Consider the following 25,600-nt stretch of genomic DNA (forward strand, 5'->3'; position numbering starts at 1 on the left):
GACGGCGTCGAACGCCACCGAGGGCCGGCTGGAGCGGCTGCGGGGCCGCGCACCACCCCCGCGCCGGAGGCGCCCGAAGCCCCCGCCGCCCCGCAGATCGAGGAGATCGCGCCCACCGAGGGCCGGCTGGAGCGGCTGCGGGGCCGGTTGGCCAGGTCGCAGAACGCGCTCGGCCGCAGCATGCTGGGCCTGATCGGCGGCGGCGACCTCGACGAGGACGCCTGGCAGGACGTCGAGGACACACTTCTGGTCGCCGACCTGGGCCCGGTGGTCGCCGAATCGGTGATCTCGCAGCTGCGCAGCCAGCTGGCCAGCAGCGACGTGCGCACCGAGGCCGACGCCAAGGCCGTGCTGCGCGATGTGCTGATCAACGAGTTGCAGCCCGGCATGGACCGGTCCATCCGGGCGCTGCCGCACGAGGACCATCCCTCGGTGCTGCTGATCGTGGGCGTGAACGGCACCGGAAAGACCACCACCGTCGGCAAGCTGGCCCGGGTCCTGGTCGCCGACGGGCGGCGCGTCGTCCTGGGTGCCGCCGACACGTTCCGCGCCGCGGCGGCCGATCAGCTGCAGACCTGGGCGTCACGGGTGGGCGCGGAGGTGGTGCGCGGGCCCGAAGGCGCCGACCCGGCCTCGGTGGCGTTCGACGCCGTCGACAAGGGCATCGTCGCGGGCGCTGACGTGGTGCTCATCGACACCGCGGGGCGGCTGCACACCAAGGTTGGGCTGATGGACGAGCTCGACAAAGTTAAGCGGGTTGTAACACGGCGTGCCGCGGTCGACGAGGTTTTGCTGGTGCTCGACGCCACCATCGGGCAGAACGGGCTGGCCCAGGCCCGGGTATTCGCCGAGGTGGTCGAGATCACCGGTGCGGTGCTGACCAAGTTGGATGGAACGGCCAAGGGCGGCATCGTCTTTCGGGTTCAGCAGGAACTCGGCGTGCCGGTCAAACTCGTCGGGCTCGGGGAAGGCCCAGACGATCTCGCGCCGTTCGAACCGGCCGCTTTCGTCGACGCGCTGCTGGGCTGAAACCCCTTACACGGCAAGCGGGACGTTAATACCGCTGAAACACGGTGGCCCCATCGCCGAAACAACAATCTCGCAATGTTTCTGGACAGGTCATCAGACGCATGTCTGGCGGCCATGTGGGCCGACCGGAGGAGATTGCGAGTGACATACCCGATACTGGGCCAGCCCAATACCGGCGATACCGCCTGGATGTTGGCCAGTTCCGCGCTGGTGCTGTTGATGACGCCGGGTCTGGCGTTTTTCTACGGCGGTATGGTGCGCGCCCGAAGCGTTTTGAACATGCTCATGATGAGCATCAGCGCGATGGGCGTGGTCACCGTGCTGTGGGTGCTCTACGGCTATTCGATCGCCTTCGGCGATGACGCCGGCGGCGTCGTAGGAAAGCCGACCTCTTTCTGGGGCCTCAAGGGCCTCATCGGGGTCAACGCGGTGGCCGCCGATCCGAGCAAAGGCGTTGCGGCAACGGATATTCCGCTGGCGGGCACGCTGCCCGCCACCGTGTTCGTGGCGTTCCAGCTGATGTTCGCGATCATCACCGTGGCCCTGATCTCGGGCGCGGTGTCCGACCGGCTGAAGTTCGGTGCGTGGCTGGTGTTCGCCGGCCTGTGGGCGACGTTCGTCTATTTCCCGGTCGCCCACTGGGTTTTCGCGTTCGACGGCTTCGCCTCCGAGAAGGGCGGCTGGATCGCCAACAAGCTGCACGCCATCGACTTCGCCGGCGGGACCGCGGTCCACATCAATTCCGGTGTGGCAGGCCTGATGCTGGCGATCGTGCTGGGCAAGCGGCGCGGTTGGCCTACCACGTTGTTCCGGCCGCACAACCTGCCGTTCGTGATGCTCGGTGCCGGGCTGCTGTGGTTCGGTTGGTACGGGTTCAACGCCGGATCGGCCACCAGCTCCAACGGCGTCGCCGGGTCGACCTTCATGACCACCACGGTCGCGACGGCCACCGCGATGCTGGGCTGGATGCTCACCGAACGCATCCGCGACGGCAAGGCGACGACGTTGGGCGCGGCGTCCGGCATCGTCGCGGGCCTGGTCGCCATCACCCCCTCGTGCTCGTCGGTCAACGTGCTGGGCGCGCTGGTGGTGGGTCTGGTGGCCGGCGTGGTGTGCGCGCTGGCGGTCGGCCTGAAGTTCAGGTTGGGCTTCGACGACTCACTCGACGTGGTCGGGGTGCACCTGGTCGGCGGTCTGGCCGGCACCCTGCTGGTAGGGCTGCTGGCCGCGCCGGAGAGCCCGGCCATCAACGGTGTGACCGGGGTGTCCAAGGGATTGTTCTACGGCGGCGGCTGGGCCCAGCTCGAGCGGCAGGCAGTCGGCGCGTTCAGTGTCCTCATCTACTCTGGGGTGGTTACGCTGATCCTGGCGTTGATCCTGAAATACACCATCGGGCTTCGTCTCAACCCAGAAGCGGAAGCCGCGGGTATCGACGAGGCCGAGCATGCCGAGAGTGGATACGATTTCGCCGTGGCTACCGGTTCGGTTCTCCCGCCCCGGGTCGCTGTGGCGGATACCCGCAACGGCCTGGAGGAGGAGCGAGTGGGCGACAAAGTGGAGGCAGAGCAGTCATGAAGCTGATCACCGCGATCGTAAAGCCGTTCACGCTCGATGACGTGAAGACCAGTCTCGAGGACGCAGGCGTCCTGGGGATGACGGTCAGCGAAATCCAGGGCTACGGACGGCAGAAGGGCCACACCGAGGTCTACCGGGGCGCCGAATACTCGGTCGACTTCGTGCCCAAGGTGCGCATCGAGGTTGTCGTCGACGACTCCATCGTCGACAAGGTCGTGGACAGCATTGTCCGGGCCGCGCGCACCGGCAAGATCGGTGACGGCAAAGTGTGGGTGAGCCCCGTGGAAACCATTGTGCGGGTGCGCACCGGCGAGCGTGGAACCGATGCGCTATGACATCCGCTGTCAATTGCTGATTCGACCCGGGCTGGTCGGGAGGGCATGACCCAGAACGACCCCGACTCGTCCGGGCACCTGGGCGGGACAGAAAGCGCCTGCGGGGCAGTCGATCTGGCTGCCTCGCGGCGCCAACTGCTGTCTGAGGGCAGCAAGCTGCACGCCGCCGAACTGCGGCACGCCTGGCTGGATCTGCACGAATCATGGTTGATGGCCAAGTCCGCCGAGATCGGGATCACCGACGACAGCGGCTTCGCGGTCGTCGGGATCGGTGGCCTGGGTCGCCATGAGCTGTTGCCGTATTCCGACCTTGATCTAATGCTGTTGCACGACAACATGTCCGACGACGTGCTGGGGAAGGTCGCCGACAAGTTGTGGTATCCGTTGTGGGACGCCAACGTTCGGCTCGACCACAGCGTGCGGACCGTTTCCGGGGCTCTCGGCGTCGCCAATGCCGACATGATCGCGGCCCTGGGCATGCTGGACGCCCGCCACATCGCCGGCGATGCGCGGCTGTCCGACGAGTTGAGCGCCGGGGCGCGACGCCAGTGGCGCAGCGCAATTCGCTCCCGGATGAACGAACTCGTCGAAATGACGCAGGCCCGCTGGGATCGGTGTGGCCGCATCGCGCAACGCGCCGAGCCGGACCTGAAGTCGGGTCGCGGCGGCCTCCGCGATGTCCAACTGCTCGACGCGCTGGGTGTGGCCCAGCTGATCGACCGACACGGCATGGCGCGTCCGGAATCGCCCGGGGGTTCCCTCGACGATGCCCACCTGACGCTGCTCGACGTGCGCACCGAGTTGCACCGGGTGTCGGGGCGCGGGCGTGACCAGCTGCAGGCCCAATACGCCGACGAGATCAGCGCCGCACTGCACATCGGAGACCGATTTGACTTGGCGCGCAAGCTATCCGATGCCGGACGCACCATCGCCTACCACGCCGAGACGGGCATTCGGACCGCCGAGAACGCGCTGCCGCGCCGCGGGGTGACGGCCCTGGTGCGGCGCCCCAAGCGCCGCCCGCTGGACGAGGGCGTCGTCGAATATGCCGGAGAGATCGTGCTTGCCCGCGACGCGCGCCCCGATACCGACGTGGGTCTGGTGTTGCGGGTGGCCGCCGCATCGGCCGACACCGGGTTGCCGATCGGCGCCGCCACGCTGAGCCGACTGGCAGCCAACGCGCCGGAGATGCCGGTGCCGTGGCCGCGAGAGGCGTTGGACGACTTGCTGGTCGTGCTGTCCGCCGGCCCGACCACGGTCGCGACGATCGAGGCGCTGGACCGCACCGGGCTGTGGGGCCGGTTGCTGCCGGAATGGGACGCGATCCGCGACCTGCCGCCCCGCGACGTCGCGCACAAATGGACGGTGGACCGCCACGTCATCGAGACGGCCGTCAACGCCGCGCCGCTGTCGACCCGGGTGGCGCGACCCGACCTGCTCGCGCTCGGCGCGCTGCTGCACGACATCGGCAAGGGTCGCGGCGTCGATCACAGCGTGCTCGGCGCGGGCCTGGCGCTCGAGATCGGGCCCAGGCTGGGCATGCCGCCGGTCGAGGTGGAGCTGCTGGCACAACTGGTCCGCCACCATCTGCTGCTGCCGATGGTGGCCACCCGCAGCGACCTCAATGACCCCAAAACCATTGAGCGCGTGGTGAAAACGCTGAGCGGGGACGCGCTGCTGCTCGAAGTTCTGCACGCGCTGACCGAGGCGGATTCGAAGGCCACCGGGCCCGGGGTGTGGAGCGAGTGGAAGGCGTCGCTGATCGAGGACCTGGTCCGGCGCTGCCGGCTGGTGATGGCGGGGGAGTCGCTGCCCGAAGTGGAACCAGCTGCGCCGCAATATCTTTCGTTGACCGCAGATCGCGGCGTGCACGTGGACATCAAGCCCGGCGGTGGTGAGCGCCTGGACGTGTTGATGGCCGCACCGGATCAGCGGGGGCTGGTATCGAAGGCCGCCGCGGTGCTGGCGCTGAACTCGCTGCGCATCCATTCGGCCTCGGCCAGCACCCACGAAGGCTTCGCGATCGTGGAATTCGTGGTGTCGCCGCTGTTCGGTTCGCCGCCGGAAGCGGGCCTGCTGCGCCAGCAGTTCACCGGGGCGCTGGCCGGCGACGTCGACGTGCTGGGCACGCTGGAGAAGCGTGACAGCGACGCCGTCAGCGCGGCAACCAGCCGGGCCGGCGAGGTCCAGGTCGGGGTGCCCGTCACCCGGTCGAGCGCACCGCCGCGCATCCTGTGGGTCGACTCGGCCCCACCCGACCAGTTGATCGTCGAGGTCCGGGCCATGGACCGACTCGGGCTGCTCGCGCTGCTGACCCGCGCGCTGGAACTGGCGGGCACCGACATCGTCTGGGCGAAGGTCAACACCTTCGGGTCGACGGCGGCCGACGTGTTCTGCGTGAAGGTGTCGGCCGCAGCGGCCGACGCGGCCGGCGACGCCGAGCACGGCGCGCGCGACGTTGTCGAGCAGAGCCTGCTGGCGGTGTTGGGCGGGCCCGCGGTCGAGGTGCTCGAGGAACCCGTCGGGGACTAAGCCCGCCCGCTTACGAATGCTCGGCGTTGAGCTGGCGCACGGCATCGATGCGTGCCCGCAGCTGGTCGCGGCTGGCCGCGGCGATCGGGGGGCCACCGCAGCGGCGCCGCAGTTCGTTGTGGATCCAGCCGTGCGGCTTGCCGGTCCGGTGATGGGCGATCGACACGAGGGTGTTCAGCTCGCGGCGCAGCTCCCGAAGCTGGCCGTGCACGGTGGCCGGCGGGGGCTCGACGCCCGGCAGTGACCCGCCGTCTTTGTGCTGTTGGGCCCGCTTTTGCAGCTGCTCGTCCTGGCGCTGGTGCAGCAGCGCGCGCATCTGTTCGGCATCGAGCAGCCCCGGAATGCCGAGGTAGTCGGCCTCCTCGTCGCTGCCGGCCGCAGCGGCGGTGCCGAACGATGATCCGTCGAAGATGAGCTGATCGAGTTCGGCGTCGGCGCCCAACGAGGTGAACCCCTTGTCGAGGTCGCTCTTCTCGTCCTGCGTCTTGGTGGCGGGATCGTTCTCGAGCGGGTCGCCCTCGGAGACGCGGTGCGGCTCGCCGAGCACGTGGTTGCGCTGGGCCTCCAGCTCGCTGGCCAGCTGCAGCAGGTTGGGCACCGACGGCACGAAGATGCTCGCGATCTCGCCGGGGCGGCGCGACCGCACGAACCGGCCGATGGCCTGGGCGAAGAACAGCGGCGTCGAGGCGCTGGTGGCGTAGATCCCGACCGACAGCCGCGGCACGTCGACGCCCTCGGAGACCATGCGCACCGCGACCAGCCAGCGGCTGGTGCTCGCGGCGAATTCGCTGATGCGCGCCGACGAGCCCGGATCGTCGGACAGCACCAGCGTCGGCGCCTCGCCGGTCAGCCTGGTCAGCAGGGCGGCGTAGGCGCGGGCCGCGGTCTGATCCGAGGCGATGATCATGCCGCCGGCGTCGGGTATGTGCGTGCGCAGCTGGCGCAGCCGCAGATCCGCGGCGGTGATCACCGCGGGCATCCATTCGCCGGCGGGGTCCAGCGCCGTGCGCCAGGCGCGCGCGGTCTGCTCGGCCGACAGCGGCTCGCCGAGGCGGGCCGCGTGCTCCTCGCCGGCGCTGTCGCGCCACCGGGCCTCCCCGGAGTACGCGAGGAAGACCACGGGCCGGACCACGCCGTCGGCGAGGGCGTCGGTGTAGCCGTAGGTGTGGTCGGCCTGCGAACGCCGTATCCCGTCGGGACCGGCCTCGTACGTCACGAACGGGATGGGGCTGTCGTCGCTGCGAAAGGGCGTCCCCGTCAGGGCGAGCCGGCGGGTGGCGTCGCCGAACGCCTCGCGGATCGCGTCGCCCCACGTCTTGGCGTCGCCGCCGTGGTGGATCTCGTCGAAGATGACCAGGGTCTTGCGCTGCTCGGTGCGCACCCGGTGCAACGTCGGATGCGCGGCAACCTGGGCGTAGGTGACCATCACGCCGTGATACTCCGGAGCGATCCGCGCGTTGCTGTTGGAGAACTTCGGGTCCAGGGCGAGGCCGTAGCGCTGCGCGGCCTGCGCCCACTGCACCTTCAGGTGCTCGGTCGGCACCACGACGGTGACCTGCTCGATAGCCCGCTGGCCGAGCAGTTCGGCCGCCACCCGCAGGGCGAAGGTCGTCTTGCCCGAGCCCGGGGTGGCCACCGCCAGGAAATCGCGCGGCTGGGCGGCGAGGTATTTGACCAGCGCCCTGCGCTGCCAGCCACGCAGCACGCCGGTGTCGCCGGGAACGCTGTCGGCCTGCGCCTGGATGCTGCTGAGCGGCACCGACACAGGACCCCCGTTCGTTACTCGTCGACGCGGTGACTCGATTGAGTCGCGGCTGTGAAATCTAGCACGCCAACGCTTTTCGGCGCAGTAGCGACTCGACTGGCTATCGTGTCGGGCTCGCCGTTTCGCGGGTCTGCAGCCATTCATGGATGCGTCCGGCAACGTCGGCCCAGCCCGGTTCGAGCATCATGTTGTGGCCCATGGGAAAGAATTCCGGCTCGGTCCGGTAGGCGCGCGCCGTGTTGCGCACCTCGCGGACGCTGACGAAGCCGTCGTACTCGGCGCCCAGCACCAGCATCGGCGTGCTCACCCGCTTGGTCCGGACGCGGCGGACGATCGGGTCGGTCATGGCGGCGCGAACGCTCTCGGCTCCGGCGCGCTGCCGGCAGGATTCGACGACGGCCTCGGGCGTGTCGGGGCAGAACAGGTACTCGCGGGCCAGCGCCGGGGTGGCGAGGAATCTCAGCAGCGTGGGATCGCTCCACGATTCGATCGTCATCGACGGCCGGCGGCGCCACACCCGCAACGCCAGGGTGAGCACGCCCTGCGGCGGCACCGAGCCCACCAGCACCGCGGCCGGGGCGCGGCGATCTTCGAGATAGCGCTGGATCACGAAGCCGCCCAGGGAATGGCCGACCAGGACCGGCGCACCGCCCAGGTCGTCGGCCACCGAACGGACGTCGTCGATGTAGTCGGCGATGGACACCTTCGGCAGCGGCTTGACGGTGGGGCTGGCGCCATGCCCGCGCAGGCTCATCGCGACCGCTCGGTAGCCGGCGTCGGCGAAGAAGTCCAGAAAGTGCTCCCAGCACCAAGCGCCATGCCAGCCGCCGTGCACGAAGAGCAGCGGCACCGGATGCGCGTCGCTGCAGGACCCCTTGTCGATCACCTCGAGCATGAGCCTGACCTTTGCTGGCGGCACCCGGGCCGTCAAGGCCTCCGCAGCCTTTCTGGGCTTTCCAGCCAGCGAGCGTGAAGTTAGCTTGACGCTCGCCGACGGGTGTGAAGCTAACTTCACGCTCGCGGGGGTTTGGACGGTGAATTCGCCCGCTGGCACTACCACTAGGCTGGCGGGGTGTTTGAATCGCTGTCCGACCGTTTGACCGGTGCCCTTGCCGGGCTGCGCGGCAAGGGTCGATTGACCGAAGCCGATATCGAGGCCACCACCCGCGAGATCCGGCTGGCGCTGCTGGAAGCCGACGTGTCGCTGCCCGTGGTGCGCGCCTTCGTCACCCGGATCAAGGACCGCGCCAAGGGCGCCGAGGTCTCCGGTGCCCTCAACCCGGCGCAGCAGGTCGTCAAGATCGTCAACGAAGAACTCATCGGCATCCTGGGCGGCCAGACTCGCCAGCTGGCGTTCGCCAAGACGCCGCCGACCGTGGTGATGCTCGCCGGTCTGCAGGGTTCCGGTAAGACGTCGCTGGCCGGCAAGCTGGCCTCCTGGCTGCGCGGCCAGGGGCACACCCCGCTGCTGGTGGCGTGTGACCTGCAACGCCCGGCCGCGGTGAACCAGTTGCAGGTCGTCGGTGAGCGCGCCGGCGTGCCGGTGTTCGCACCGCATCCCGGCGAGTCGCCCGGATCCGGGCCCGGCGACCCGGTCGCGGTCGCGGCTGCCGGCCTCGCCGAGGCCCAGGCCAAGCACTTCGACGTCGTCATCGTCGACACCGCCGGCCGGCTGGGCATCGACGACGAGCTGATGTCGCAGGCCGCGGCGATCCGTGAGGCGATCAATCCCGACGAAGTCCTGTTCGTGCTGGACGCGATGATCGGTCAGGACGCCGTCACCACCGCGGAGGCGTTCCGCGAAGGTGTCGGCTTCACCGGCGTGGTGCTGACCAAGCTGGACGGTGACGCCCGCGGTGGCGCGGCGCTCTCGGTCCGCGAGGTGACCGGCGTCCCAATCCTTTTCGCCTCCACCGGCGAGAAGCTGGAGGACTTCGACGTCTTCCACCCCGACCGGATGTCCAGCCGCATCCTGGGCATGGGCGACGTGCTGAGCCTGATCGAGCAGGCCGAGCAGGTCTTCGACGCCGAACAGGCCGAGGCCGCCGCCGTCAAGATCGGCAGCGGCGAGCTCACGCTCGAGGACTTCCTGGAACAGATGCTGGCCATCCGCAAGATGGGCCCGATCGGCAATCTGCTGGGCATGCTGCCCGGCGCCGGGCAGATGAAGGACGCGCTGGCCCAGGTCGACGACAGCCAGCTCGACCGCCTGCAGGCCATCATCCGCGGCATGACTCCGGCGGAGCGCGCCGACCCGAAGATCATCAACGCGTCGCGGCGGCTGCGCATCGCCAACGGCTCGGGCGTCACGGTGTCTGAGGTCAACCAGCTGGTGGACCGCTTCTTCGAGGCCCGCAAGATGATGTCGTCGATGCTCGGCGGCATGGGCATCCCCGGACTGGGCCGCAAGTCGGCGACGCGAAAGTCCAAGGGAGCGAAGGGCAAGGCGGGCAAGAAGGGCAAGAAGGGCGGACGCGGCCCGACGCCACCGAAGGCGCGCAACCCGCTGATGCAGGGCATGCCGGCCGGATTCCCCGACCTGTCGCAGATGCCCGAAGGCCTCGATGAGCTGCCGCCCGGTCTGGCCGACTTCGATCTGTCCAAGCTGAAGTTCCCGGGCAACCCCGGAAGCCGGTAGCCGCCCGGTGCGCATGCACGTGCGGGGCGTGGGGCTGCCCGACGAAACCGAGATCGAACTGTGGATCGTCGACGGCCGCATCGGCGCCGAACCGGTTTCCGGCGCCGACACCGTCTTCGACGGCGGCTGGATCGTGCCCGGGCTGGTCGACGCCCACTGCCACATCGGCCTGGGTGATCACGGCGAGATCCCGCTGGACGACGCGATCGCCCAGGCCGAGATCGAACGCGATGTCGGCGCGCTGTTGTTGCGCGACTGCGGCTCACCCACCGACACCCGCAGCCTCGACGACCGCGACGATCTGCCCCGCATCATCCGCGCCGGAAAGCATCTGGCCAGGCCCAAGCGGTATGCGGCGGGCTTCTCGCGGGAGCTGGAAGACGAATGGCAACTGCCTGACGCGGTGGCGCAGGAGGCCAAGCGCGGCGACGGCTGGGTCAAGCTGGTCGGCGACTGGATCGACCGCGGCGTCGGCGATCTGGCCCCGTTGTGGTCCGACGACGTGCTCAAGGCCGCCATCGAGACCGCGCACGCCCATGGTGCCCGGGTCACCGCGCACGTCTTCAGCGAGGACGCGCTGCCCGGCCTGATCAACGCCGGCATCGACTGCATCGAACACGGCACCGGACTGACCGACGACACCATCGAGCTGATGGTCGAGCACGGGACCGTTCTGGTTCCGACGCTGGTCAACATCGTGGAGAACTTCCCCGGGATCGCCGACGGCGCCGCGAAGTACCCGGCGTACGCGGCGCACATGCGTGACCTGCACGCGCGCGGCCTGTCCCGGATCGCCGCGGCCCGCGACGCTGGCGTGCCGATCTACGCCGGCAGCGACGCCGGCACCATGGTGGCGCCCGGGCGCATCGCCGACGAGGTCGAGGCGCTCAAGAGCATCGGGATGACGCCGACGGAGGCGCTGGGCGCGGCGTGCTGGGACGCGCGTCGCTGGCTCGGCCGGCCCGGGCTCGATCACGGCGCCTCGGCGGACTTGCTGTGCTACTCGAGCGACCCGCGTGCGGGCGCCGCCATGCTGAACAGTCCCGATCTGGTGATCCTGCGCGGCAAGACGTTTCGCCCGGCCGCTTAGCCGCGCGTCGCGGTGCGCGGGCGGATAGGATCGCCGAATGTCGTTGCCCAGCGGCGCGAGCTTTGCCGGCTACATCGTGTCGCGAGGGCTGGGTTCGGGAGTGACGGGTGAGGTCTACCTGGTCCAGGATCCCGAGTCGATGCGCCGGCAGGCGTTGAAGGTGCTGTCCCGCGAACTGTCGGCGGACACCGACTTCACGGCGCGGTTCCGGGAGGAAACCCCGGTCGTCGCCAACCTGCACTACCCCCACATCGTCGAGGTGCACGAGCGCGGCCGGTTCGACGGCCGGCTCTACATCGCGATGGAATACGTCGAAGGCACCAGCGCCGCCCAGCTCATGACCGACCGGTTCCCGGCCGTTTCGCCGGCCGGCGAGGTGCTGGCCATGGTCACCGCCATCGCCGGCGCCCTCGACTACGCCCACCTGCGGGGGCTGACGCATCGCGATGTGAAACCGGCCAACATCCTGCTGACCGATCGCGCCGGCGGAAAACAACGAATCCTGTTGACCGACTTCGGCATAGCCCGGCAACTCGCGCAGGCAGCTGACGACGCGACGCAGGTCAGTGTTGCTTACGCGGCGCCGGAACAGTTGAGTGGCGACGACGTCGACGGGCGCGCCGACCAGTACGCGTTGGCGGCCACCGCATTTCACCTGCTGACCGGCGCGCCGCCGGTTGCGGATGCCGACCCCGTGGCCGCGCTGCGCCGGCACCGCGACGGCAAGCTGCCGCCGCTCAGCGACCAGCGTCCTGAGCTGGCGCACCTGGACAGCGTCTTCGCCAAGGCGCTCGCCGAACGACCCGAGGACCGATTCGAAACCTGTCACGACTTTGCCCGGGCAGCAAGCGAACTGGCGGGCCTGTCGACGGGTGAACGCCCCGAACCCGAACCCGATCCCGAGCCTGACGAAGACGATGAAAAGGATACGGCGGCAGCGCCGGAGGACGTCGCGGCCACGACGCCGGACCAGCCGGACGTGCCCCTGAAGCGCAGGCCGCGAAAGGTCTTGTTGGGGGCCGCGGTGGTGGCACTCGTCGCCGGGGCGCTGGTTGCGGGCATCGCCATCGGGCGCCACACCGGCACCACACCTAAGCAGGTCGCCGCTCCGACGCCGACCACCCCGGCACCCCCGCCTGCCCCACTCGACGGCAGCTACCGCATCGAGGCCGAGCGCACCAGGCAGACCTATAACGACGCCGCCGATCCGCAGCCGCCGGATGTCAGAACGTGGTGGGCGTTCCGGTCGTCGTGCAAGCCGGAGGGCTGCTCCGCCGCCGCGATGCAGCTCGACGACAACGACCACATGCAGGGGATGTCACCCGGCGGGGGATCCATCTTCATGAAATTCACGGACGGCGAGTGGCAGTCCGCGCCGGTGGATCTCGCCTTCCCGTGCGTGGGGCCGGACGGATCGCAGTCCACGCAGGGCACGACCATGGTGCTCGCGCTGCGGCCGCAGCCCAACGGCGAGTTCGTCGGCGAGGAGGTTGTCACCGTGCGAACGGATGAGTGCGGCCAGCGGTCGGCCGTCATCAGGGTGCCCACGGTGGCGAGCCGGACGGGCGAGGTGCCGCCGGCCGTGGCCGTGCCGGAACCCGGCTCGGGTCCGCAGAGCCCGGAGCTGCACGCGCCCAGCGCCGCGCCGACGGCGGCGCCGTTTCGGCCTCAGAACTGATCGCTGACCCGAATGAACCAGCGGCCTTAGCGGGTCGGCGTGTCGCGCCGGAAAAGATTGCGAGTGATCGCTATCTATGTTAGCGTTCCGGGCATCAACGACATGGAGGAAACCATGGCCTACGACGTGATCATTCGCGACGGATTGTGGTTCGACGGCACCGGCGGCGCCCCGCTGACGCGCACGCTCGGCATCCGCGACGGCGTCGTGGCCACGGTCTCCACCGAGCCGCTGGACGAGACGGGGTGCCCCGAGGTGATCGACGCGGCCGGCAAGTGGGTGGTGCCCGGATTCCTCGACGTGCACACCCACTACGACGCCGAGGTGCTGCTGGATCCCGGACTGCGCGAGTCGGTGCGCCATGGTGTCACCACGGTGCTGCTTGGCAACTGCTCGTTGTCGACGGTCTACGCCGATTCCCGGGACGCCGCCGACCTGTTCAGCCGGGTGGAGGCGGTGCCGCGCGAATTCGTCTTCGGCGCGCTGGATTCCAACCGGACCTGGTCGACGGCCGCGGAGTACATCAAGGCTATCGACGCCCTGCCGCTGGGGCCCAATATCGGTTCACTGCTTGGTCATTCGGACCTGCGGACCGCGGTGCTGGGACTGGATCGGGCCACCGACGCCGCGGTGCGGCCCACCGAGGGCGAGCTGGAGAAGATGGCCGACCTGCTGGACGAGGCCCTGGACGCCGGTGTGCTCGGCATGTCCGGGATGGACGCGCCCATCGACAAACTCGACGGCGAACGGTTCCGCTCACGCGCCCTGCCGTCCACCTTCGCGACGTGGCGTGAACGGCGCAGACTGATCAAGGTGCTGCGCAAGCGGGGCCGGATTCTGCAAAGCGCCCCCAACGTGGCGAAGCCGTCGACCGGAATGCTCTTCTTCCTGGCCAGCAGCCGGCTACTCAACTGGGGCAAGGGCGTTCGGATGAGCATGCTGGTATCCGCCGACGCCAAGTCGATGCCGCTGTCGGTATACGTGTTCGGCCCGGGGACTCGTCTGCTGAACAAGCTCCTGGGTGCCAGCGTGAAATTCCAGCACCTGCCGGTGCCGTTCGAGTTGTACTCCGATGGAATCGACCTGCCGGTCTTCGAGGAGTTCGGCGCCGGAACGGCGGCCCTGCACCTGCGGGATCAATTGGAGCGCAACGAGTTACTGGCGGACAAGGAATATCGCCGGAAGTTCCGGCACGAGTTCGACCGCATCAAGCTCGGGCCGTCGCTGTGGCACCGTGACTTCCACGACGCGGTCATCGTCGAATGCCCGGACAAGTCGTTGATCGGCAAGAGCTTTGGCGCGATCGCCGACGAGCGCAAGCTGCACCCGCTCGACGCGTTCCTGGACGTGCTCGTCGAGAACGGCGAACGCAACGTCCGGTGGACGACCGTTGTCGCCAACCACCGCCCCAAGCTGCTCGATGCGCTCGCCACCGAAGGCAGCGTGCACATGGGCTTCTCGGATGCCGGTGCGCACCTGCGCAATATGGCTTTCTACAACTTCGGACTGCGGATGCTCAAGCGCACCCGGGACGCCTACCGCGCGGGCGCGCCCTTCATGTCGATCGAGCACGCGGTGCACCGGCTCACCGGTGAACTGGCCGAGTGGTTCGGCCTCGACGCCGGCACGCTGCGGCAGGGCGACCGCGCGGACTTCGTGGTGATCGACCCGGCCGGGCTCGACGACTCCGTCGACGGCTACCACGAGGAGGCGGTGCCGTTCTACGGTGGCCTGCGGCGCATGGTCAACCGCAACGACGACGCCGTGGTCGCCACCGGCGTGGGCGGCGTGGTCGTCTTCGGCGGAAGCCATTCCAAAGGCGAATTCCGGGACGGCTACGGGCAATCCGTGCGGTCGGGCCGCTACCTGCGGGCGGGGGAGCGCACCCGTCGCGAGCGCGGCTCGCTGGGCGTCACCGCCTGACATGTCCAGGACCCAGCAGCAGCGCCGCGAGGAAACCGTCGGACGGCTCATCGACGCCTGCATCGCCACCATCATCGAGGTCGGCTACGCCCGCGCGTCCGCCGCGGCGATCACCAAGCGGGCCGGGGTGTCGGTGGGCGCGCTGTTCCGGCACTTCGACACCATGGGCGATTTCATGGCGGCCACGGCGTCCGAGGTGTTGCGCCGCCAGCTGGAGTCGTTCACCAAGGGAGTCACGGAAATACCCGCCGACCGGCCGGCGCTGGAAGCGGCGCTGGGAATCCTGCGCGACATCACCAGCGGCCCGGCCAACGCCGTCATCTATGAACTGCTGGTGGCCGCCCGCACCGACGAAAAGCTCAGGGAGACTTTGCAACACGAGCTGGGCCAGTACGCCGCGAAGATCCACGACGCGGCCCGCGCGCTACCGGGCGCCGAACGCTTCCCCGCGGACACCTTCCCGGTGTTCGTGGCGCTGATGACCAACGTGTTCGACGGGGCCGCGGTGGTGGAAGGCGTTCTGCCGCAACCGGAAATCGCGGCTCAGCGGATCCCGGTGCTGATGGCGCTGCTGACCGAGGCGCTGCCGGACTCCTGACGAGAAGTTACAGCGAGCCGATGCTGGACTGCGGGCTCTGCGCGAATCCCCAGTCGAACAGCGTCGCCGCCTGATCCCAGTACGTCGGTCCGCCCTCTTTGATCAGCCCGTACATCATGGCGATCACCAGCCGGCGGCCCCCGCGGGCGGCGGCCCCGACGAAGGTCTTGCGGGCGGCGTCGGTGAAGCCGGTCTTGCCGCCGATCGCGCCGGGATAGCGCTGCAACAGCTCGTCCTGGTTGGTGATCGGGTGATCGCCGTTATCGCCGGGGAACATCGCCGACGGCTCGGCGGTGATCTGCGCGAACACCGGGTTGGCCATCGCCGCGCGGAAGATGACCGCCAGGTCGTGCGCCGTGGACGCGCCCGAACCTCCGGGCCCGTCCAGACCGGACGGTGTCGCGGCGTGCGTGTTGGTGGCGCCCAGCGAGGCCGCCTTGGCGTTCATCTTGGCCACGGTGACGTCCGGGCCGCCCAGCATGTGCGCAAGCGTGTTGGCGGCATCATTACCCGAGACCAGCAGCAGGCCGTCCAGCAGTTGGCGCGCGGTGTAGGTACGGCCCGGTTTGATCCCGACGCAGTTGCACTCCACCTGGGTGTCGGCGACGTCGGCGACCACCGTGGAGTCCAGGCTCACCGAGTCCAGCACCACCTGGGCCAGCAGGGTCTTGATGGTGCTCGCCGGCGGGTGGGCGACATCCTGGTCGCGGCCGGCCAGCACCTGACCGCTGTCGAGATCGGCGATGATCCAGGTTCGCGCCGGCCCGTCGGGAATGGGGATCGAGCCGACCGGCTGCGAGTTGTCCGCCCAGGCGGTGGACATGGTGACGGTGGCGGTGCAGGTACCGAGCGCGAGCAGGGTAGCGGCTGCGGCCGTGAGCTTCCGCATGGCCGCAAAGTCTAACTTCCGACCCTGTTCGGGGCAGACCTTCAGTACTGTCCGATGCATGTTGAGCCTGGAAGAGATCTCGGATCGGCTCGAGATCCAGCAGCTTCTGGTGGATTACTCCACCGCCATCGACAACCGGCGATTCGACGATCTGGACAAGGTGTTCACGCCGGACGCCTACATCGACTACACGGCTTTGGGCGGCATCGAGGGCCAGTACCCCGAGGTCAAGAAGTGGCTGGCCGAGGTGCTGCCCAACTTCCCGGTGTACGCACACATGCTGGGCAACTTCTCGGTCCGGATCGACGGGGACAAGGCCGCGTCACGGGTGATCTGCTTCAACCCGATGGTGCTCGGCGGCGACAAGGACCAGGTGCTGTTCTGCGGACTCTGGTACGACGACGAGTTCGTCCGCACACCGGACGGCTGGCGGATGACCCGGCGGGCGGAGACCAAGGTCTTCCAGAAAGTGATGTGATCCCCGCATGTCTGATGGCGGCGACCCGCCGCGCCCGGCTGCGCCGCGCTTGCGATCGCCGCATCGCGCGATTTCTGATCGTCGCGCCTGTTCTGGCACAATAGGCGGCTGTCCGCCGAGCGATCACGCATCGCCGACCGGTCATACACGCGAGGCAAAACCGGATCGGGGCATCCCCGCCCCGATCGCTGAATTGCAGCGTGACACCTACAGGAGAGTTCGCTTAACCATGGCTGTCAAGATCAAGCTCACCCGGCTTGGCAAGATCCGCAATCCCCAGTACCGCATCTCCGTCGCCGACGCCCGCACCCGCCGCGACGGCCGCTCTATCGAGGTCATCGGCCGCTACCACCCCAAGGAAGACCCGAGCCTCATCGAGATCAACTCCGAGCGCGCCCAGTACTGGCTTTCCGTGGGTGCTCAGCCCACCGAGCCCGTGCGCAAGCTGCTGCAGATCACCGGCGACTGGCAGAAGTTCAAGGGGCTCCCCGGCGCCGAGGGCCGCCTGAAGGCCGCCCCCGCCAAGCCCACCAAGCTGGAGCTGTTCAACGCCGCGCTGGCCGACGCCGAGGGCGGACCCACCACCGAGGCCGCGAAGCCGAAGAAGAAGGCCCCGGCCAAGAAGGCCGCCAAGAGCGCGGACGAGGCTGCCGAGCCGGAGGCCGCCGCCGAGACCCCGGCGGACACCGCCGCTGAGTCCCAGGCGCCCGCCGAGGGCGGCGAGCAGGCCGAGCCGACCACCGAAAGCTGACCGCGGCGATGAGTACGGTTGTCGTTGACGCTGTTGAGCACCTGGTTCGCGGGATTGTCGACAATCCCGACGACGTCCGGGTCGACATGGTGACCAGCCGCCGCGGGCGGACGGTCGAGGTTCACGTCCATCCCGATGACCTGGGCAAGGTGATCGGCCGCGGCGGTCGCACCGCAACCGCGCTGCGCACCCTGGTCGCCGGCATCGGCGGTCGCGGCATCCGCGTCGACGTGGTGGACACCGACCAGTAGGCCGGCGCTGCTCATGGAACTCCCTTGGAGTTGACCGTCGGGCGCGTGGTGAAAGCCCACGGCATCACCGGCGAGGTGATCGTCGAGGTTCGCACCGACGACCCCGACGCCCGGTTCGCGCCGGGTAACGCGCTGCGCGCCAAGCATTCCCGTGCCGGCTGGGAGCGTGAGCTCACCGTCGAGAGTGCGCGCGAACACGGCGGGCGGCTGCTGGTGCGGCTGGCCGGCGTCACCGACCGTGACGCGGCCGACGCGCTGCGCGGCGCCCTGTTCGTCGTAGATTCCGCGGACTTGCCCGACATCGACGAGGCGGACACCTACTACGACCATCAGCTCGAAGGCCTGCGCGTGCGCACCGCCGCGGGCGGGCAGATCGGTGTCGTGGCGGAGGTGTTGCACACCGCGGCCGGTGAACTGTTGGCGGTGCGGCGCGATTCGGGCGACGAGAAGCGGGAAGTGTTGGTGCCGTTCGTGTCTGCGATCGTCACGTCGGTGTCGCTGGACGACGGCACCGTCGAGATCGACCCGCCCGAAGGCCTGCTGGACCTGTAGGTCTTCGATATGAGAATCGACGTCGTCACGATCTTTCCGGCCTATCTGGACCCGCTGCGGCAATCGTTGCCGGGCAAGGCGATCCAGTCCGGCCTGGTGGATCTGCGGGTACACGACCTGCGGCGCTGGACGTACGACGTGCACCGCTCGGTCGACGATTCTCCCTACGGCGGCGGCCCCGGGATGGTGATGAAGGCGCCGGTGTGGGGTGAGGCGCTGGATGAGATCGCCTCCGAGGAAACAGTTTTGGTTGTCCCCACCCCGGCCGGCCGGTTGTTCACGCAGGCGACGGCCGCGCGCTGGAGCGCCGAGAACCACCTGGTGTTCGCGTGCGGCCGCTACGAGGGCATCGACCAGCGGGTCATCGAGGATGCCGCGGGGCGGATGCGGGTCGAGGAGGTCTCGATCGGCGATTACGTGCTGCCGGGCGGCGAGTCGGCGGCCGTGGTGATGATCGAGGCCGTGCTGCGCCTGCTCGACGGGGTGCTTGGCAATCCCGCGTCGCACCGCGAGGATTCGCACTCGCCGGCGCTGGACCGGCGCCTGGAGGGGCCCAGCTACACCCGGCCGCCGAGCTGGCGCGGGCTCGACGTCCCCGAGGTGCTGCTGTCGGGTGACCACGCGCGAATCGCCGCGTGGCGCCGGGAGATCTCGCTGCAGCGCACCCGCGAACGCCGGCCCGAACTGCTTGAGCCCGAGAGGATTGAGCCCGAAGAGGATTGAGCCCGTTAGAGCCCGTTAGAGCCCGTGCCGGGGCACCTCGATGCGGCCCTCGGGAAATATCGTCTTGACCGCCCGGGTGATGGTGTCGCGGGCGGTGGCGTCATCGGCGGGCTGCAGGGATTGGACCACCATGATGTAGCGGTGGTCGGCCCCGATCACGCCGGTGGACAAATGCATCCAGTCGCTGCCGATGCAGCACATCCAGCCCTGCTTGACGGCGACCGGCTCGGCATACAGACCGTCCGGGATGCCGAACCGCTGCGGGTAGCCGTCGAGCCCGTTGGGGGTGGACTGCGCCAGGTCGTCCACGATGATCTTGGCGTCATCGGCCGGCAGGCCGCCCGATCCGTCCAGCAGCATCTCGTAGTAGCGGATCAGGTCGGTCACCGAGCTCATCGTGTTCCACCACCGCCCGTCGCTGGGCGGGGTGGTGGAGGACAGGCCGTAGCGGGACGCGATCTCCGTGATGATCGCGGCTCCGCCGCCCTGCCCCCAGAACTTCTCGGCCGCGCCGTCGTCGGATGACTGCAGCATGATGTCCAGGGCCTGGCGGTCATCGGTGCTCAGCGGCGCCTTGCCCTCGGACTCGTGCAGCAGCAGATCGTCGGCGATGAACAGCTTGGCCACCGAAGCGGTGCCGATGACCTGGCTGTTGCCGTTGGAGATCAGCTGACGGGTACTGCGGTCGAGGATGGCCACCGACAGGGCGGCGCCGCTGCCGGCGGCCTCATCGGCGGCCTGCTGAACGCGGGCCTGCAACTGGCCGAACCCCGGGGCCGGTAGCGCCTGGGCCGGCTGCGGGGGTGTGGCCGCCTCGAGCATCAGCGTGGTCGACTGCGGGGGAGTCGAGGTGGGTGGCGCGGAGAGGACCCGGACGGGCGCGGTGACCGGCAGGCTGTACACCTTCGCCTGGACCAGCGCCTCGGAACCGGCGGCAACCACCAACGTCACCGCCGCGGTGGCGGTGAACAGCGTCAGCGGACGTACCCGCATTCGACTCCTCCGGCGTGACTTCGACACAGTGCAACAGCGGGACCCTCGCGCCACCTGCACCGGCCATCGCCCCTGCGCGGGTAGCGCGTTCTGACCCCAGTCATATGTACCATTTACCAGCGCGTTTGGCGCGTTGCGAACCGCCGACTCGCTGTGATTTTCGCAGCACGCGCCCCGTCTGGCACAATTAACCAGTTGTCTCCAGCGGTTGCAGGCCGGTTGGGCCGTTTCCCGCCTGCTGCGAGATACGCCAGAAAGCCCGAAACCATCGGCTTGGCGGCCGCCTCACACCTGCGTGTGGGTAGCTGCCGTCGGCCGCGACCTCAAGGAAGTGTCTCGCATGAACCGGCTGGACTTCGTCGATCAGGCGTCGCTGCGCGACGATATCCCGGTGTTCGGCCCGGGCGACACCATCAACGTGCACGTCAAGGTCATCGAGGGCGCCAAGGAGCGCATCCAGGTGTTCAAGGGCGTGGTGATCCGTCGCCAGGGCGGTGGCATCCGCGAGACCTTCACCGTGCGCAAGGAAAGCTACGGCGTCGGCGTCGAGCGGACCTTCCCGGTGCACTCGCCCAACATCGACCACATCCAGGTGGTGACCCGCGGTGACGTCCGCCGCGCGAAGCTGTACTACCTGCGTGAACTGCGCGGCAAGAAGGCCAAGATCAAGGAGAAGCGCTGAGCCGGGACGCCTTGGTGGCGCTGCTGATTCGTCCCACAGTTTCTCCGGTGCGCCGCTTTGGGCGGCCCCAACGTGCGCTGGCTACGCTGATCTCGTGACCGATACCGCGGATTCATCGAAGCCCGAGCCTCACGCCGGCGAGGCAGATCCGAAGGTCTCTACCCGCAACCCGGAGACGCGCCCCGACGAGGCCGCGACGACGGACGGATCGATCCCCGAACCGGGGCTGGTGGCCGAAACGCCCGACGAGGGCGAACCGGAGGACCCCAAGCGTTCGACGCTGCGCGAATTCGCGCTCCTGGCGGTGATCGCCGTCGTCCTCTACTACGTCATGTTGACGTTCGTGGCGCGGCCTTACCTGATCCCGTCGGAATCCATGGAGCCCACGCTGCACGGGTGCACGGGCTGCGTCGGCGACCGGATCATGGTCGACAAGGTCAGCTACCGCTTCAGCGCGCCGCGCCCCGGTGACGTCATCGTCTTCAAGGGTCCGCCGCCGTGGAACCTCGGCTACAAGTCGATCCGGTCCAACAACACCGTGCTGCGCTGGGTGCAGAACGCGCTGTCCTTCGTCGGCTTCGTGCCGCCCGACGAGAATGACCTGGTCAAACGGGTCATCGCGGTCGGCGGGCAGACGGTGCAATGCCGGGCCGACACCGGATTGACGGTCGACGGCAAGCCGCTGAAGGAGCCGTACCTGGATCGCAACACCATGGCCGCCGACCCGTCGGTGTACCCCTGCCTGGGCAGCGAGTTCGGGCCGGTACACGTCCCGGCCGGACGCCTGTGGGTGATGGGCGACAACCGGACGCACTCCGCGGATTCGCGGGCCCACTGCACCAGCGTGCCGGCCGAGGCCCTCAAGGGTGTGCTGTGCACCGGCGACCCGACGTCGGGAACCGTGCCGGTGTCCAACGTGATCGGCAAAGCCAGGTTCATCGTGTGGCCACCGTCCCGATGGGGCGGCGTGGGATCGGTGAACCCGCAGCAGAATCGGTAGCCGTGGCCACGACGTGGCCGCCGCGGACGGTGATCCGTAAATCGTCAGGGTTGCGCACCCTGGAATCGGCGCTGTATCGCAGCGGGTTGGGGCCGGTGGCCGGCGTCGACGAGGTGGGCCGCGGCGCCTGCGCCGGGCCGCTGGTGGTGGCGGCCTGCGTGCTCGGTCCGGGGCGGATGGAAAGCCTTGCCGCGCTTGATGATTCCAAGAAGCTCACCGAGGCCGCCCGGGAGAAGCTGTTCCCGCTGATTCGCCGCTACGCGCTGGCCTACCACGTGGTGTTCATCCCGCCCGCCGAGGTGGACCGGCGCGGCGTGCACGTCGCCAACATCGAGGGGATGCGCCGTGCCGTCGCCGGGCTGTCCGTGCGTCCCGGCTACGTGCTGAGCGACGGCTTCCGGGTGCCCGGGCTGGCCGTCCCGTCGCTCCCGGTCATCGGGGGCGACGCGGTCGCGGCGTGCATCGCGGCGGCCAGCGTGCTGGCGAAGGTCAGCCGGGACCGGTTGATGGTCGCCATGGAGGCCGACCATCCCGGCTACGGCTTCGCCCTGCACAAGGGCTACAGCACGCCGGCGCACAGCACGGCGCTGACGCGGCTGGGTCCGTGCCCCGAGCACCGTTATTCGTTCATCAACGTGCGGCGGGTGGCCGACGGTTCGGGTGGCCGGGTGGTGGCCGACTGCCAACCGGACACACCGCTGCAGCGCGATGGATATTGGTGAGGAAAGATGGGATCAGGATTCCCGCCCCGGCGGACGGCAGCTAGCGCCGGGATGCCCGGGGAAAGCTGTCTGGGAGAAGGACGTCTGAGCAGATGAGTGCAGAAGATCTCGAAAAGTATGAAACCGAGATGGAGCTCTCGCTGTACCGCGAATACAAGGACATCGTCGGCCAGTTCAGCTACGTCGTGGAGACCGAACGGCGCTTCTACCTGGCCAACAGCGTGGAGATGACCCCGCGCAACGCCGACGGCGAGGTCTACTTCGAGCTGCGGCTGTCCGACGCCTGGGTGTGGGACATGTACCGGCCGGCGCGGTTCGTCAAGCAGGTGCGGGTGGTCACCTTCAAGGACGTCAACATCGAAGAGGTCGAGAAGCCCGAGCTGCGGCTTCCCGAGTAGCCGTCGCTACGTGTTCGGCGGAAGCTGGTTGTCGCCGGGGACGGGCAGCTGGCCGCGCTGCTCGATGACCTCCCGGGCGACGTCGGCCAGCTTGATGTTCAGCGCCTGGGAGTGGCGCCGCAGCAGGTCGAAGGCGTCGTCCTCGCTCATTTCGTGCAGCATCATCAGCATTCCCACGGCCTTGCCGATCTCGCGGTTGCTCAGCAGCCCGCGGCGCAGGCTGGCCGCATCCTCGCCTTTGTGGACCGCGTTGATCGCGACGCTGGCGAACGCGGCCAGCACGGCCGCCCGCCCGGCGGACTCGGCGTCGAACATGTTCGGGATGTCGCTGAACAGGTTCAGCGCGGCCCCTTTGCGTTTGTCGACCAACAACCGAAACCCCATCGCGCCGCGTACCGGTGTCTCGGCGACCAGGACGGCCGCCAGCTTGGGCCATAGCGACGGCGTGGTCAGGTCGGTGTCGATCTGGGGCGTTTCTTCCTCGATGGCGTCGATGCAGGGGCCGTCGCCGGCACGCCGTTCGAGGTCGTCGATGGACTGGGCCAGCCGGTCACTGGCGCCCACGGTGATGTATTTGTCGTTCTCGCGGACCAGCAGGCTGGCGTGATCGCAGCCGCGGACGGTCAAGGTGGCGGCCACGCAGATGGCGGCATACATCTGGTTGGCGTCCGACCCCTGATAGATGATCTCGGCGAGGGCGGCGAAAACCGTCGCGGGGTCGGCCTTCTCCCCGCCGTTCGCGGACGCGGCCGCGCCGGTCCTCGATTCGTCGCCCATGCTGCGCCTCGTTTTCTGCGGTGTCGGCGGTGTGACCGCTTTCGATCGCCGTAAATTATCGGTCGCCGAGACCAGCCTTACACCCGGTTTCGTCTGGTTGCGGCTAATAAGCGGGCATCTTGTTGGTCACCGTCGACCGCCAAGCTACCGCTGACGAAGCGGAATGCCCGCCCGTCCAGCCGCTCATGAACCGCGAGACGCTGGAAAGATGGTTCTATCACGCGCCGATCGCGCGCGCCGGGGGGCTCGGTGAGGTCCCGCGCGCCGGGGTTTCGGCAGGCCGCGGGAGGGAAGGACGTTCTGATGGGAGTGACCGTCGCGGTGACCGGACCGACCGGGGAGATCGGCATCTCCGCGGTGACGGCGCTGGAACGCGAACCCGCCGTCGACGCGATCATCGGGATGGCTCGCCGGCCGTTTGACCCGCCGTCACGCGGCTGGCTGAAGACCAGCTATCAGCAGGGCGACATCCTGGACCGCGAGGCCGTCGACGCTCTGGTCGCGCAGGCCGACGTGGTGGTCCACCTGGCCTTCATGATCATGGGTTCGCGCGACGAGAGCGCCCGGGTGAATCTCGAAGGCTCCCGCAACGTGTTCGAGGCGACGGTGGCCGCCGAGCGGCCCCGGCGCCTGGTCTACACCTCGTCGGTGGCGGCATACGGCTACCACTCCGACAACCCCGCCCCGCTGACCGAGGACGTGCCGGCCCGGGGGTCCGCGGAGCATTACTACTCGGCGCAGAACGCGGCGTCCGAGGCGCTGCTCGCCGAGATCACCAAAGACTCGCCGCTGGAGGTGTTCGTGTTGCGGCCCTGCATCGTGGCCGGGCCCAAAGCCACCGCGCTCGCCGACGCGATGCCGTGGAATCAGCTGCCCGGCCCGATGCGTGCAGTGGTCAAAGCCGTCCCGGCGCTGAAGCCGGTGGTGCCGGATCCGGGCTTCCCGCTGCAATTGGTTCACCACGACGACGTCGCGGCGGCGATCGCGCTGGCGGCCACCGCACCGGCCCCGCCGGGGGCGTACAACATCGCCGGCGACGGGGTCGTGACGGTTGCCGACGTGGCCAGGGCGCTGGGCGGGCGCCCGGTGCGCGTTCCGGCCGTCGCCGCCACGGCGGCCTCCGCGGCGATCTCGCGGGTGCCGCTGGTGCCGTCCATGCTGGAGTGGCTGCACACCGCGCGGACGTCGATGGTGATGGACACCACCAAGGCCAAGACCCAGCTGGGCTGGCGGCCGCTGCACTCGTCGGCCGAGACGCTGGAAGCGCTGGCCGAGGGGCCGTGAGAGCGTTGTTCTGCTCGGCGGCCGGACGCCGGCCGGGGTAGTTTGATCCGATGGGTTTCCAGCGTTCAGCCGCTCCTCGCGACGTCTCCGCCGGCGGTGAAATCGCCTAGTGGGGCACGTAACGTCGCGCCGGCGGGTCACGCATCTGACCGCCGAGAAGGCGATCACCCGGCCGGAGACCCTGGTCGTCGAGGAGCCGCTGGAGATCCGGGTCGACGGCACGGCGGTCACCGTGACGATGCGCACGCCGGGATCGGATATCGAACTCGCCCAAGGCTTTCTGCTCACCGAAGGCGTCATCGCGGGCCGCGACGACGTGCACAGCATCCGGTACTGCGCCGGGCGTGACGACGAGGGCGCGAACACCTACAACGTGCTGGACGTGACGCTGGCCCCGGGGGTGGAAAAACCCGGCCTCGACGTCACCCGCAACTTCTACACCACCTCGTCGTGCGGGATCTGCGGCAAGGCGTCGCTGGACGCGGTGCGGCTGATCAGCCGCTTCTCGCCGGGCACCGATAACGCGACCGTCGCGGCGGCCACCCTCAAGGCGATGCCCGGCCAATTGCGTTCGGCGCAAAAGGTTTTCGACAGCACCGGCGGCCTGCACGCCGCCGCGCTGTTCGGGGTGGACGGCGCGATGCTGGTGGTGCGCGAAGACGTCGGGCGACACAACGCGGTCGACAAGGTGATCGGCTGGGCCCTGGAACACCGGCGGATACCGCTGCAGGCCTCGGTGTTGCTGGTCAGCGGGCGGGCATCGTTCGAGCTGACGCAGAAGGCCGTGATGGCCGGCATTCCGGTGCTGGCGGCGGTGTCCGCGCCCTCGTCGCTGGCGGTGTCGCTGGCCGAGGAGTCCGGCATCACGCTGGTGGCGTTCCTGCGGGAGGACTCGATGAACATCTACACCCGGGCCGACCGGATCACCTAGCCGCCA

Annotated in this window: 23 protein-coding genes and 2 pseudogenes; 20 read left to right on the forward strand and 5 right to left on the reverse strand. The window is 69.0% G+C overall.

What is annotated here, in order from left to right; translation table 11 throughout:
- From ftsY to A5760_RS03785, 4 genes are all read left to right on the forward strand, one after another.
- Positions 1–1,029: signal recognition particle-docking protein FtsY (gene ftsY / locus A5760_RS03770; protein ID WP_064877818.1), on the forward strand; the 1,029-nt coding region annotated here is incomplete at its 5' end.
- Between the two features lie 114 nt (positions 1,030–1,143).
- Positions 1,144–2,604 carry an ammonium transporter gene (locus A5760_RS03775; protein ID WP_064877820.1) on the forward strand — a complete coding sequence of 487 codons (1,461 nt, stop codon included), beginning with the start codon at positions 1,144–1,146 and terminating at the stop codon, positions 2,602–2,604.
- On the forward strand, positions 2,601–2,939 hold the full coding sequence (gene glnB / locus A5760_RS03780; RefSeq protein ID WP_003878721.1) for a nitrogen regulatory protein P-II: 339 nt from the start codon (positions 2,601–2,603) through the stop codon (positions 2,937–2,939). Before A5760_RS03775 ends, glnB begins: the two co-directional genes overlap by 4 nt.
- A 45-nt stretch (positions 2,940–2,984) precedes the next feature.
- The gene (locus A5760_RS03785) at positions 2,985–5,471 is read left to right on the forward strand and encodes a [protein-PII] uridylyltransferase (RefSeq protein WP_082279324.1); all 2,487 of its coding nucleotides are present in this window, start codon (positions 2,985–2,987) and stop codon (positions 5,469–5,471) included.
- Between the two features lie 10 nt (positions 5,472–5,481).
- On the opposite strand, the gene A5760_RS03790 is transcribed toward A5760_RS03785, so the two are convergent.
- A complete protein-coding gene (locus A5760_RS03790) occupies positions 5,482–7,236 on the reverse strand; it encodes a DEAD/DEAH box helicase (RefSeq protein WP_064877822.1) in 1,755 nt (584 codons plus the stop codon).
- A 100-nt stretch (positions 7,237–7,336) separates the two neighbouring features.
- Entirely contained in the window at positions 7,337–8,131 is a 795-nt protein-coding gene (locus tag A5760_RS03795) for an alpha/beta hydrolase (protein ID WP_064877824.1), read from the reverse strand.
- Positions 8,132–8,308: 177 nt separating this feature from the next.
- On the opposite strand from A5760_RS03795, the gene ffh reads away from it, so the two are divergent.
- The 5 genes and pseudogenes from ffh to A5760_RS03820 all read left to right on the forward strand — a co-directional run bounded on the left by ffh (position 8,309) and on the right by A5760_RS03820 (position 15,163).
- Complete coding sequence (ffh, locus tag A5760_RS03800; protein ID WP_064877826.1) at positions 8,309–9,874, forward strand: signal recognition particle protein; 1,566 nt, start codon at positions 8,309–8,311, stop codon at positions 9,872–9,874.
- Positions 9,875–9,887: 13 nt separating this feature from the next.
- On the forward strand, positions 9,888–10,964 hold the full coding sequence (locus tag A5760_RS03805) for a metal-dependent hydrolase family protein (RefSeq protein ID WP_155764195.1): 1,077 nt from the start codon (positions 9,888–9,890) through the stop codon (positions 10,962–10,964).
- Positions 10,965–11,001: 37 nt separating this feature from the next.
- Entirely contained in the window at positions 11,002–12,642 is a 1,641-nt protein-coding gene (locus tag A5760_RS03810) for a serine/threonine-protein kinase (protein ID WP_064877830.1), read from the forward strand.
- A gap of 76 nt (positions 12,643–12,718) precedes the next feature.
- Positions 12,719–14,565, forward strand: a pseudogene (locus A5760_RS03815) (N-acyl-D-amino-acid deacylase family protein).
- A 1-nt stretch (position 14,566) separates the two neighbouring features.
- Positions 14,567–15,163 carry a TetR/AcrR family transcriptional regulator gene (locus A5760_RS03820; protein WP_064877834.1) on the forward strand — a complete coding sequence of 199 codons (597 nt, stop codon included), beginning with the start codon at positions 14,567–14,569 and terminating at the stop codon, positions 15,161–15,163.
- A 7-nt stretch (positions 15,164–15,170) separates the two neighbouring features.
- Here A5760_RS03820 and A5760_RS03825 read toward each other — a convergent pair whose 3' ends face one another.
- A complete protein-coding gene (locus A5760_RS03825) occupies positions 15,171–16,052 on the reverse strand; it encodes a D-alanyl-D-alanine carboxypeptidase family protein (RefSeq protein WP_064877836.1) in 882 nt (293 codons plus the stop codon).
- 58 nt (positions 16,053–16,110) lie between these two features.
- Between A5760_RS03825 and A5760_RS03830 the strand changes: the two genes are divergently transcribed.
- The 5 genes from A5760_RS03830 to trmD all read left to right on the forward strand — a co-directional run bounded on the left by A5760_RS03830 (position 16,111) and on the right by trmD (position 18,807).
- Entirely contained in the window at positions 16,111–16,530 is a 420-nt protein-coding gene (locus tag A5760_RS03830; RefSeq protein WP_064877838.1) for a nuclear transport factor 2 family protein, read from the forward strand.
- Between the two features lie 229 nt (positions 16,531–16,759).
- Positions 16,760–17,281 carry a 30S ribosomal protein S16 gene (gene rpsP / locus A5760_RS03835; protein ID WP_064877840.1) on the forward strand — a complete coding sequence of 174 codons (522 nt, stop codon included), beginning with the start codon at positions 16,760–16,762 and terminating at the stop codon, positions 17,279–17,281.
- An 8-nt stretch (positions 17,282–17,289) separates the two neighbouring features.
- A complete protein-coding gene (locus tag A5760_RS03840) occupies positions 17,290–17,532 on the forward strand; it encodes an RNA-binding protein (RefSeq protein WP_003878715.1) in 243 nt (80 codons plus the stop codon).
- A gap of 24 nt (positions 17,533–17,556) precedes the next feature.
- Positions 17,557–18,084 carry a ribosome maturation factor RimM gene (gene rimM, locus A5760_RS03845; protein ID WP_064877842.1) on the forward strand — a complete coding sequence of 176 codons (528 nt, stop codon included), beginning with the start codon at positions 17,557–17,559 and terminating at the stop codon, positions 18,082–18,084.
- A gap of 9 nt (positions 18,085–18,093) precedes the next feature.
- Positions 18,094–18,807, forward strand: a complete 714-nt coding sequence (gene trmD / locus A5760_RS03850) for a tRNA (guanosine(37)-N1)-methyltransferase TrmD (RefSeq protein WP_064877844.1) — start codon at positions 18,094–18,096, stop codon at positions 18,805–18,807.
- Between the two features lie 15 nt (positions 18,808–18,822).
- On the opposite strand, the gene A5760_RS03855 is transcribed toward trmD, so the two are convergent.
- On the reverse strand, positions 18,823–19,800 hold the full coding sequence (locus tag A5760_RS03855) for a hypothetical protein (protein WP_064877846.1): 978 nt from the start codon (positions 19,798–19,800) through the stop codon (positions 18,823–18,825).
- A 340-nt stretch (positions 19,801–20,140) separates the two neighbouring features.
- Between A5760_RS03855 and rplS the strand changes: the two genes are divergently transcribed.
- The 4 genes and pseudogenes from rplS (at position 20,141) to A5760_RS03875 (ending at position 22,602) form a co-directional block, all read left to right on the forward strand.
- The gene (rplS, locus tag A5760_RS03860) at positions 20,141–20,482 is read left to right on the forward strand and encodes a 50S ribosomal protein L19 (protein WP_064877853.1); all 342 of its coding nucleotides are present in this window, start codon (positions 20,141–20,143) and stop codon (positions 20,480–20,482) included.
- Between the two features lie 94 nt (positions 20,483–20,576).
- Entirely contained in the window at positions 20,577–21,482 is a 906-nt protein-coding gene (gene lepB, locus A5760_RS03865) for a signal peptidase I (protein ID WP_064877855.1), read from the forward strand.
- Positions 21,483–21,484: 2 nt separating this feature from the next.
- A pseudogene (locus A5760_RS03870) lies at positions 21,485–22,292 on the forward strand (ribonuclease HII).
- A 4-nt stretch (positions 22,293–22,296) separates the two neighbouring features.
- A complete protein-coding gene (locus A5760_RS03875; RefSeq protein ID WP_003875077.1) occupies positions 22,297–22,602 on the forward strand; it encodes a DUF2469 domain-containing protein in 306 nt (101 codons plus the stop codon).
- Between the two features lie 6 nt (positions 22,603–22,608).
- Here A5760_RS03875 and A5760_RS03880 read toward each other — a convergent pair whose 3' ends face one another.
- On the reverse strand, positions 22,609–23,379 hold the full coding sequence (locus A5760_RS03880) for a GAF and ANTAR domain-containing protein (RefSeq protein ID WP_064877859.1): 771 nt from the start codon (positions 23,377–23,379) through the stop codon (positions 22,609–22,611).
- Between the two features lie 303 nt (positions 23,380–23,682).
- On the opposite strand from A5760_RS03880, the gene A5760_RS03885 reads away from it, so the two are divergent.
- Both A5760_RS03885 and fdhD read left to right on the forward strand, forming a co-directional pair.
- On the forward strand, positions 23,683–24,663 hold the full coding sequence (locus A5760_RS03885) for an NAD-dependent epimerase/dehydratase family protein (protein ID WP_064877861.1): 981 nt from the start codon (positions 23,683–23,685) through the stop codon (positions 24,661–24,663).
- A gap of 109 nt (positions 24,664–24,772) precedes the next feature.
- A complete protein-coding gene (fdhD, locus tag A5760_RS03890) occupies positions 24,773–25,594 on the forward strand; it encodes a formate dehydrogenase accessory sulfurtransferase FdhD (RefSeq protein WP_064877863.1) in 822 nt (273 codons plus the stop codon).
- Positions 25,595–25,600 lie beyond the last annotated feature (6 nt).

The organism is Mycobacterium colombiense, assembly GCF_001665835.1.
Classification (GTDB): Bacteria; Actinomycetota; Actinomycetes; order Mycobacteriales; family Mycobacteriaceae; genus Mycobacterium; species Mycobacterium colombiense_A.

Excerpts from the sequence above, each read along its gene's own strand:
- A5760_RS03795 (WP_064877824.1), bottom strand. The coding sequence starts at position 8,131 with ATGCTCGAGGTGATCGACAAGGGGTCCTGCAGCGACGCGCATCCGGTG.
- A5760_RS03840 (WP_003878715.1), top strand. The coding sequence starts at position 17,290 with ATGAGTACGGTTGTCGTTGACGCTGTTGAGCACCTGGTTCGCGGGATT.
- A5760_RS03810 (WP_064877830.1), top strand. The coding sequence starts at position 11,002 with ATGTCGTTGCCCAGCGGCGCGAGCTTTGCCGGCTACATCGTGTCGCGA.
- A5760_RS03880 (WP_064877859.1), bottom strand. The coding sequence starts at position 23,379 with ATGGGCGACGAATCGAGGACCGGCGCGGCCGCGTCCGCGAACGGCGGG.
- A5760_RS03885 (WP_064877861.1), top strand. The coding sequence starts at position 23,683 with ATGGGAGTGACCGTCGCGGTGACCGGACCGACCGGGGAGATCGGCATC.
- A5760_RS03855 (WP_064877846.1), bottom strand. The coding sequence starts at position 19,800 with ATGCGGGTACGTCCGCTGACGCTGTTCACCGCCACCGCGGCGGTGACG.
- rpsP (WP_064877840.1), top strand. The coding sequence starts at position 16,760 with ATGGCTGTCAAGATCAAGCTCACCCGGCTTGGCAAGATCCGCAATCCC.
- glnB (WP_003878721.1), top strand. The coding sequence starts at position 2,601 with ATGAAGCTGATCACCGCGATCGTAAAGCCGTTCACGCTCGATGACGTG.
- A5760_RS03875 (WP_003875077.1), top strand. The coding sequence starts at position 22,297 with ATGAGTGCAGAAGATCTCGAAAAGTATGAAACCGAGATGGAGCTCTCG.
- A5760_RS03825 (WP_064877836.1), bottom strand. The coding sequence starts at position 16,052 with ATGCGGAAGCTCACGGCCGCAGCCGCTACCCTGCTCGCGCTCGGTACC.
- A5760_RS03830 (WP_064877838.1), top strand. The coding sequence starts at position 16,111 with ATGTTGAGCCTGGAAGAGATCTCGGATCGGCTCGAGATCCAGCAGCTT.
- A5760_RS03775 (WP_064877820.1), top strand. The coding sequence starts at position 1,144 with ATGTGGGCCGACCGGAGGAGATTGCGAGTGACATACCCGATACTGGGC.
- rplS (WP_064877853.1), top strand. The coding sequence starts at position 20,141 with ATGAACCGGCTGGACTTCGTCGATCAGGCGTCGCTGCGCGACGATATC.
- trmD (WP_064877844.1), top strand. The coding sequence starts at position 18,094 with ATGAGAATCGACGTCGTCACGATCTTTCCGGCCTATCTGGACCCGCTG.
- A5760_RS03785 (WP_082279324.1), top strand. The coding sequence starts at position 2,985 with ATGACCCAGAACGACCCCGACTCGTCCGGGCACCTGGGCGGGACAGAA.
- A5760_RS03805 (WP_155764195.1), top strand. The coding sequence starts at position 9,888 with ATGCACGTGCGGGGCGTGGGGCTGCCCGACGAAACCGAGATCGAACTG.
- A5760_RS03820 (WP_064877834.1), top strand. The coding sequence starts at position 14,567 with ATGTCCAGGACCCAGCAGCAGCGCCGCGAGGAAACCGTCGGACGGCTC.